Raw genomic sequence first — 8,024 nt, 5'->3', positions numbered from 1 at the left:
ACAGCCCTTCGGGCCACCCCGGACACGGCTCGCTCCACCACGGGTTAGGGTCTCGGTGACGCGAGGGGGCGACATATGCAGGGCACAGTCATAGCTGTCAGTTGTAACGGGGTGTATTCGTTCACCAAGCCGAACCGGGAGAGCATCACGTTGCTTGCCGGGCTCGGGGTCGAGGGGGATGTGCATTCCGGGGTGACCGTCAAGCATCGGTCGCGGGTCGCGCAGGATCCCACGCAGCCGAATCTTCGGCAGGTGCACCTCATGCACGAGGAGCTGTTCGAGGAAGTCGACGCGGCCGGGTTCCGGGTCGGGCCCGGGGAGTTGGGCGAGAACATCACCACCCGGGGCATCGACCTGCTGGGGCTGCCCGTGGGAACGCTGCTGCGGATCGGTGACGAGGCCGTGGTCGAGGTGACCGGGCTGCGCAATCCGTGTGTGCAGATCGATGCCTTCCAGGCCGGGTTGCTGAAGCAGGTCGTCGGGCGGGACGCGGACGGGAACCTCGTGCGCAAGGCCGGCATCATGAGCGTAGTGAAGGCGGGCGGTCGGGTCCGGCCGGGTGATGTCATCGAGGCGGAGCTGCCGACGGGGCCGCATCGGCCCTTGGATCGGGTCTGAAGCATCGTCGGCGCACCTCCTTGCCCCGGCGGCGGCCTCGCCCCTGGCGCCTCTGATGCCGGCGGAAGGTTGACACGCCTTGACTCAGGTTCGGGGCGGTGCGCGGGGGCGGGGTTAGCCTCGGGGCAGTGACACTAGGAGGCAGACATGGCCAAGGTTCCCAGCTCCGTGATCGCCGCGAGCGGGCTCGTCGGGGGGTACGGCGTCGCCCGCTGGACGAAGAAGCGGCAGCTCGGCGGGGTCGTCCTGGCCGTCGCGGGGGCCGCCGCCGCTCAGCGGTGGCACAAGGAGGCCGGGCCCAAGGCGGCGGGCGCGCTCGGCGCCGCCTACGTCGCCGCCTTCGCCGGGTCGCATCCGCTGGCCAAGAAGATCGGCGCCTGGCCGTCCGTGTTCGGGGTCGCCGGCGCCGTCGCACTGGCCTCCTGGGCCATCGCCGACCGACGCGCCTGAGCCCACCCGGCCGCACCGATCCCGGGACCTGTACGCACCCTTCGGACCCCCTGAGCCCGGCTCCGCGGCATCAGTCCGCGCACCGTACGCAGCCTTCGGACCCCCTGAACCCGGCCCCCGCCGTACCGGCCCGGACACCCGTACGCAGCCCTTCAGACCCCTTGAGCCCGGCACTCGCGGCACCGGTCCGCGCAACCGTACCCAGCCTTCGGACCCATTGAGCCCCGTCCCCGCCGTACGATCCGGACACCCGCACGCAGCCCTTCAGACCACCCGAACCCGACCCCCGCCCCACCGGCCCGAGGCCCCGTACGCAGCCTTCGGACCCCCTGAACCCGACCCCCGCCCTACCGGCCCGCACACCCGTGCGCAGCACTGCGGACCACCCGAACCCGGACCCCGCCCTACCGGCCCGCGGTATCGGTCCGGGGCGTGCCCGTGCGTGGGCCCTTGGGTCGGCTTTCCGTTGTCAGACCGTTCCGGCGCCGGCAGGGGCACCGCCACGGGAGCGGAACGCCCGGCGGTACGCCTGGGGGCTCGTCCCCACCACCCGCCTGAACCGTTCCCGGAACGCCGTCGGGGAGCCGAAACCCGCCTGGTGCGCGATGCGTTCGACAGGGTGCGCGGTCGTCTCCAGCAGGTGCTGCGCCCGCCGCACCCGCGCCCGGTGCAGCCACTGGAGCGGGGTCGTGCCGGTCTGCTCGCGGAAGCGGCGGTTCAGGGTGCGGGTGCTCATGCCCGCCTTCGCGGCCACCTCCTCCAGGGTGAGGTCCTGGTCGCAGTGGTCCTCCAGCCACTCCAGGAGCGGTTCCAGGGTGGCGCCGGCGGGGGCCGGGGGCAGCTCGTGGACGATGAACTGGGCCTGGCCGCCCTCCCGTTCGAGCGGCATGACGCACATGCGGGCCGCGTGCGCGGCGACCGCGGAGCCATAGTCCTTGCGGATCATGTGCAGGCACATGTCCATTCCGGCGGCAGCGCCCGCCGAGGTGAGGAACTGGCCGTTGTCGACGTACAGGACGTTCGGGTCGACGGTGATCTCCGGGTGGCGGGCTGCCAGATGGCGGGCCGCCGCCCAGTGCGTCGTGGCCCGCAGGCCGTCCAGCAGGCCCGTCGCCGCGAAGACGAACGCGCCGACGCAGATCGACGCGATGCGCGTGCCGTTCGCCGCCGCGGCGCGCAGCGCCTCGGCCACCCCGGGCGGCAGTGGCACCGTCGGGTCCGCGACCCCGGGCAGGATGATCGTGTCGGCGTCCGCAAGCGCTTCCAGACCGTACGGCGCCCGCACGGTGAACGCGCCCGCGCTCATCTCGCCCGGCGGTGAGCACACCCGGATCCGGTAGGCCTCGCGGCCGTCCGGCAGCCGGGCCCAGCCGAAGGTGTCGATCGGGACGGCGATGTCGAAGGGGATGACCTGGTCCAGCGCCAGTACGGCCACGGTGTGCATGGCAGGAACGTAGCGTACGACGGATTGCGGCCAGGCAGGTGGGCCGGGGTAAGTGGACCGGTTCGGCGTGGTGGGGCGGGCGGCGGGAATCCGTTGGTCTCTGGCATTACTGCCGCTTCTGCCGGTCCGGCCGGCTGTCTAGCGTCGCTCCGTGACCAAGTTTCTGCTCGCCGTCCACGTACTGGCCGCCATCGTCGCCATCGGTCCCGTCACCGTCGCCGCCAGCATGTTCCCGCCGGCCGCCCGCCGGGCGCTTGCCGCCCCGGAGGATGTCCGGGCCACCGAGACCGTGGAGCTGCTGCACCGGATCTGCCGGGTGTACGGCGTCGTCGGCGTCGTCGTGCCCGTCTTCGGGTTCGCCACCGCGAGCAGCATGGGGGTGCTCGGCAGCGCCTGGCTGATCGTGTCGATCGTGCTGACCGCGCTGGCCGCCGTGGTGCTGGTGGCGCTGGTGCTGCCGCGGCAGAGCGCGCTGGTCGAGGGCTCGGGCACGCGGGAGACGACCGTACGGCTCGCCATGTTCACCGGGATGTTCAACATCCTGTGGGCGACCGTGACGGTGCTGATGATCATCCGCCCGGGATCGACCACCGGCGCGTGACCCTCCGGGGGATAGACGCGGACCCTCCGGCAGGGCGCGCCTCCAACGGGCAGCCGCCTCTCCGTTCCGGCGGCTCCGATCAGCGCCCCGAAGGGGCGCGGGGCTGTATCAATATGCGGCTCCGCCGCGCGGGCGCGACCAGCCACAACGACGCCGCAGCCGCCCGACGGCACAGCCCGGCTCCGGACAGACATCGACCACCACCCGAGCCACACACCCCACCGCTCCGCTACGCCCACGCCCGCCCCGCAGGACGCCCCCCGGCCGACGGCTGAGCTGTCACGACCCTGTCGCCGTCGGCCGGCTGTCGGCGCTGGTTCCGCTATAGGTCTGCCTGGCCCGCGCCCTTGAGGTCGTGCAGGTCGAAGGCTTCGGCCATCTTGCGGTAGCCGCGGTCGCTGGGGTGCAGATGGTCGCCGGAGTCGTACTCCGGGCGCAGCCGCCGCGGGCTCCACGGGTCCCGCAGGGCCGCGTCGAAGTCGGCCACCGCGTCGAAGACCCCGCCCGCGCGTATCCGGGCGTTGATCTCCTGGCGGACGTGCTCGCGGGCCGGTGTCGAGCCGCGGTGCCCGGAGAACGGCATCAGGGTGGCGCCGACGGCCTTGAGGCCGCGGGCGTGGGCCCGGTCGACCAGCGTGCGCAGCCCCTCGACGATGCGGTCCGGGTCGGCGAGCCGCGGGTTGCGCAGGATGTCGTTGACCCCTAGGTCGATGACGACCACCTTGACGTTCGTACGGTCGAGCACGTCCCGGTCGAAGCGGTCGAGCGCGCTCTCGTTGTCGGCGGGCCGGCCAAGACCGTCCGCGAGTATCTGGTTCCCGCTGATGCCCGCGTTGACGATGCTGTAGCGGGGCATGTCCGCGCCGCCCGCGACGGCGTTGCGCAACCGCCGGGCGAGGAGGTCCGTCCAGCGGCGGTTGGCGTTCTCGGTGGAGGTTATCCCGTCGGTGAGCGAGTCGCCGAGCACGACCACCGTGCCGTCGGACTCGTTGCTCAGCACGTCGAGGGCGGTCAGATAGCGCCAGAACGAGGTCTGCTCGGTGTAGCGGGCCCCGGCCGCGTCCTCGGTGCGGTCGCCGTGGGCGACGTACGAGGTCTGCCGCGCGTGCGGGTGGTAGGTGACCGGTCCGGCCGCGGTCGGGGAGTACGTGGTGACCAGGATGTCCGCGTCGTGCGGGACGGTGATCCGCACGGCGTCGCTCACCACCTGCCCGCCGGGCGGTATCACCGCGCCGGTGCTGCCGCCGAACGTGAGCCGCCGCATCGTGCGCGCCACGGCGGCCGCGGTGCCGTCACCGGCCGCGACCGCCAGGGACGCGTGCGTGACGGCCAGCGCCGACTGGCCGTAGAGGTTGGACAGCGTGATCCGGGCGCTGGTGCCGCCCACGCCCGTGTGCACCACGTTCCGTATCGAGCGGCCCGCCATGCCCTGTGTCTCCGTGCCGGGTTCGCCGCCGACCGGGGAGGCGGACCAGGCGCCGACCCAGGTGCCCGTGGACGCGGGGGCCGCCGAAGGGTCGTGGCGCGGGCGGTGGGCGGCGACGGCGGTGCGGGGCGTGCCGTCGCCGGCCGCCACGCCGGCGTAGATGGCGGCGGACAGTCCCAGCACCAGCGCGATCACCGCACTGAGCAGGACGTAGCCATGACGCCTGGTCATGCTTGTGTTGTTCTCCTCGGCGAGGGGAGCCCTGGCTCCGGTCCGACGAGCCCATGATGTGCCATGAGCCGGGGTGACCTGACAGGACCCTGTGCAAACCCCCGTCCCGACAGACGCCGGGAACTCTTGTTCCGTTCCAGGAGTCGGTCAGGTTGGGACAATGGGTGCGGGATCACCGAACGGGTGGAGCGTATGGACGGCACGAAGGAAGGCGCGAAAGGGCGCACGACCGAACGTATGACCGAACGCACGATCGAGGGTGCGGCGGACGGTACGGCGGCGGGCGCGGCGGCCGGGACCGCGGTGCCGCGCAGCTACCGCGCCATGACGTCGTTCACCCCGGCCGACGCGGAGCGGCAGCGCGGCGTGCGGCGCATGAAGCTCACCGCGGCCGGCCTGCTGCTCTTCGTGGCCGTCGTCTACATCCTCGCGAAATGGGCGTCGAACGCGGGCGCGGGCCCCTGGGCGGGCTATGTCGCCGCGGCGGCCGAGGCCGGCATGGTCGGCGCGCTCGCCGACTGGTTCGCGGTCACCGCCCTCTTCCGGCACCCCCTCGGCCTGCCCATCCCGCACACCGCGATCATCCCCAACAAGAAGGACCAGCTCGGCGTCTCGCTCGGCGAGTTCGTCGGCGAGAACTTCCTGTCCGAGGACGTCGTACGGCAGCGGCTGCGCGCCGTCGGCATCGGCAGCAGACTCGGCGCCTGGCTGGCCGAGCCGGAGCACGCGGACCGGGTGACGGCGGAGCTGGCCACGGCCCTGCGCGGCGCCCTGACCGTGCTGCGCGACTCCGACGTCCAGGCGGTGGTCGGCGAGGCCATCACGCGCCGTGCCGACACCCAGGAGATCGCCCCCGGCATGGGGAAGATGCTGGAGAAGATCGTCGCGGACGGCGGTCACAAACGGTTCGTGGACCTGATCGTCGGCCGGGCGCACGACTGGCTCGTCCTGCACGACGAGCAGGTCATGGACGCCGTCCAGGGCGGCGCTCCCGGCTGGACGCCGCGCTTCGTCGACAAGAAGGTCGGCGAACGGGTCTACAAGGAGCTGCTGCGCTTCGTCACCGAGATGCGGGACATGCCCTCCCACCCGGCGCGCGGCGCCCTCGACCGCTTTCTCGGCGACTTCGCCTCCGACCTGCAGTCCGACACGGACACCCGCGCGCGCGTGGAACGGCTCAAGGGCGAGGTGCTGGGCCGTGGCGAGGTGCAGGACCTGATCGCCTCCGCCTGGACGGCCGTACGATCCATGATCGTCTCGGCCGCCGAGGACGAGCGCAGCGAGCTGCGGCTGCGGGTGCGCGCCGCGCTGCTGTCCCTGGGCGCCCGGATGGCCACCGAACCCAAGGTCCAGGACAAGGTCGACAGCTGGGTCGAGGGCGCGGCGGTGCATGTCGTGACGACCTACCGCAAGGAGATCACCTCCCTGATCACCGACACCGTGGCCGGCTGGGACGCCGAGCACACCACCCGGAAGATCGAGGCACACATCGGCCGTGACCTGCAGTTCATTCGCATCAATGGCACGGTGGTGGGTTCCCTGGCAGGGTTGTTGATCTACACGGTGTCGCGGGCGTTCGGCGCTTAGCCGGGCAGGTGGCGGGGACCCGGCCGGGCTCTTCGGCGACGCGGCGACCGACGACGAGGGAGCCCGCGCCATGACCGCTGCCGAGGCCGCCACCGGCCGGACCGTCACCACCTCCGTGCCCGCCCGGCTGGACCGCCTGCCCTGGTCCGGCTGGCACTGGAGGATCGTGTTCGGCCTCGGCACCGTGTGGATCCTGGACGGCCTGGAGGTCACGGTCGTCGGCAACATCGCGAGCCGGCTGTCCGAGCCCGGCAGCGGGCTGCCGATCACGTCGGGCGAGGTCACCGGGGTCGCCGCCGCGCTGTATGTCGCCGGAGCCTGCTCCGGCGCCCTCTTCTGGGGCCGTCTGACCGACCGCTACGGCCGCCGCAAGCTCTTCATGATCACCCTGGGGCTCTATCTGGCCGCCACCGCGCTGACCGCGGCCTCCTTCTCCACCTGGTGGTTCTTCCTGTTCCGCTTCCTGACCGGCTTCGGGATCGGCGGCGAGTACGCGGCCATCAATTCGGCGATCGACGAGCTGATCCCGGCGTACTACCGCGGCCGGGTCGACCTCCTCATCAACGGCAGCTTCTGGCTGGGCGCGGTCGGCGGTTCGCTGCTGTCGATCGTCGCGCTGAACACAGACCTGCTGCCCGCGGACGTCGGCTGGCGGCTGACGTTCGCGCTGGGCGCCGTATTCGCCCTGGCCATCCTCCTGGTGCGGCGGCACGTCCCGGAGAGCCCGCGCTGGCTGCTCATCCACGGCCGGGAGCGGGAGGCGGAACGGATCGTCGCCGCGATCGAGCGACGGGTCACCGCGGAGCGGGGCGAGCCGCTGCCCGCGCCGCACGGCGAACTGGTCATCCGCCAGCGCCGCGGCATCGGCTTCAGGGAGATCGCCCGCACGGTCCTGTGCGACTACCGCAGACGCGCCGTGCTCGGCTTCGCCCTCTTCATCGGGCAGGCGTTCCTCTACAACGCGATCACCTTCGGCTTCGGCGCGATCCTGACCACGTTCTTCGCCGTCCCCGCCGGCCACACCGGGTACTACTTCGTCGTCATCGCGGCCGGCAACTTCCTGGGCCCGCTGCTGCTCGGCAAGCTCTTCGACACCGTGGGCCGCCGGGTGATGATCTCCTCGACGTATCTGCTCTCCGGCCTGCTGCTGTTCGGCACGGCCTGGCTGTTCGACCGGGGTTCTCTCGGCGCGGGCACGCTGACCGCGTGCTGGTGCGCGGTGCTGTTCTTCGCCTCGGCGGGCGCATCCAGCGCCTATCTGACCGTCTCTGAGATCTTCCCGATGGAGACCCGGGCCATGTCCATCGCCTTCTTCTACGCCCTCGGCACCGCCGCCGGCGGGATCAGCGGCCCCCTGCTGTTCGCCGAACTCACCGGCACCGGCAGGGTCGCCGACACGGTCCTCGCCTTCCAGGTCGGAGCGGGCCTGATGTGCGCGGCCGGGCTGGTCGCGGCGGTCCTTGCGGTACCGGCGCAGCGACGGGCCCTGGAGGACATCGCGCGGCCGCTCACGGCGGCGGACTAGGCTGAAACGCTCCGCCGGCGGCACCCCGTGACCCCGGACGCGGGCAGCCCCGTGACGGGGTCGGGTAGCGCCCCATGGCGCCGGGGGGCTCTGCCATGCCGGCCCGTATGGACGCGTCCGACCTCGACGCGCTGCTCGCGCG

The 8,024-nt window shown here is 72.3% G+C and carries 7 protein-coding genes; 5 read left to right on the top strand and 2 right to left on the bottom strand.

The genetic code is table 11. The features are described 5' to 3' along the window. Positions 1-75 precede the first annotated feature (75 nt). Together ACFYTE_RS29595 and ACFYTE_RS29590 are read left to right on the top strand one after the other, a co-directional pair. Complete coding sequence (locus ACFYTE_RS29595; protein ID WP_388716848.1) at positions 76-618, top strand: MOSC domain-containing protein; 543 nt, start codon at positions 76-78, stop codon at positions 616-618. Between the two features lie 147 nt (positions 619-765). Beyond that, the gene (locus ACFYTE_RS29590) at positions 766-1,068 is read left to right on the top strand and encodes a hypothetical protein (RefSeq protein WP_388716846.1); all 303 of its coding nucleotides are present in this window, start codon (positions 766-768) and stop codon (positions 1,066-1,068) included. Positions 1,069-1,537: 469 nt separating this feature from the next. Here the strand turns inward: ACFYTE_RS29590 and ACFYTE_RS29585 are convergent, their stop codons facing one another. Then, positions 1,538-2,512, bottom strand: a complete 975-nt coding sequence (locus ACFYTE_RS29585; protein WP_388716843.1) for a GlxA family transcriptional regulator — start codon at positions 2,510-2,512, stop codon at positions 1,538-1,540. Positions 2,513-2,663: 151 nt separating this feature from the next. Between ACFYTE_RS29585 and ACFYTE_RS29580 the strand changes: the two genes are divergently transcribed. Further along, positions 2,664-3,113 (top strand): hypothetical protein, encoded by a 450-nt coding sequence (locus tag ACFYTE_RS29580; RefSeq protein ID WP_388716839.1) that lies wholly within the window; start codon positions 2,664-2,666, stop codon positions 3,111-3,113. A 322-nt stretch (positions 3,114-3,435) separates the two neighbouring features. Here ACFYTE_RS29580 and ACFYTE_RS29575 read toward each other — a convergent pair whose 3' ends face one another. Continuing rightward, positions 3,436-4,770, bottom strand: coding sequence for an SGNH/GDSL hydrolase family protein (locus ACFYTE_RS29575; RefSeq protein ID WP_388716836.1), 1,335 nt, complete (start codon positions 4,768-4,770; stop codon positions 3,436-3,438). A gap of 192 nt (positions 4,771-4,962) precedes the next feature. Here ACFYTE_RS29575 and ACFYTE_RS29570 point away from each other — a divergent pair, with 192 nt between their 5' ends. Together ACFYTE_RS29570 and ACFYTE_RS29565 are read left to right on the top strand one after the other, a co-directional pair. Beyond that, positions 4,963-6,357, top strand: a complete 1,395-nt coding sequence (locus ACFYTE_RS29570) for a DUF445 domain-containing protein (RefSeq protein ID WP_388716833.1) — start codon at positions 4,963-4,965, stop codon at positions 6,355-6,357. Positions 6,358-6,427: 70 nt separating this feature from the next. Beyond that, complete coding sequence (locus tag ACFYTE_RS29565) at positions 6,428-7,882, top strand: MFS transporter (protein WP_388716830.1); 1,455 nt, start codon at positions 6,428-6,430, stop codon at positions 7,880-7,882. The last annotated feature ends 142 nt before the right edge of the window (positions 7,883-8,024 follow it).

The sequence above is a fragment of the Streptomyces sp. NPDC004629 genome (assembly GCF_042873595.1).
Taxonomy (GTDB): domain Bacteria; phylum Actinomycetota; class Actinomycetes; order Streptomycetales; family Streptomycetaceae; genus Streptomyces.
The sequence above is the reverse complement of the archived record's forward strand: the minus strand, read 5'-3'. Positions and strand labels throughout refer to the sequence as shown.

Bases quoted from the DNA above. Each gene is read 5' to 3' on its own strand.
- ACFYTE_RS29595 (WP_388716848.1), top strand. From the start codon at position 76: ATGCAGGGCACAGTCATAGCTGTCAGTTGTAACGGGGTGTATTCGTTC.
- ACFYTE_RS29590 (WP_388716846.1), top strand. From the start codon at position 766: ATGGCCAAGGTTCCCAGCTCCGTGATCGCCGCGAGCGGGCTCGTCGGG.
- ACFYTE_RS29585 (WP_388716843.1), bottom strand. From the start codon at position 2,512: ATGCACACCGTGGCCGTACTGGCGCTGGACCAGGTCATCCCCTTCGAC.
- ACFYTE_RS29575 (WP_388716836.1), bottom strand. From the start codon at position 4,770: ATGACCAGGCGTCATGGCTACGTCCTGCTCAGTGCGGTGATCGCGCTG.
- ACFYTE_RS29570 (WP_388716833.1), top strand. From the start codon at position 4,963: ATGGACGGCACGAAGGAAGGCGCGAAAGGGCGCACGACCGAACGTATG.
- ACFYTE_RS29565 (WP_388716830.1), top strand. From the start codon at position 6,428: ATGACCGCTGCCGAGGCCGCCACCGGCCGGACCGTCACCACCTCCGTG.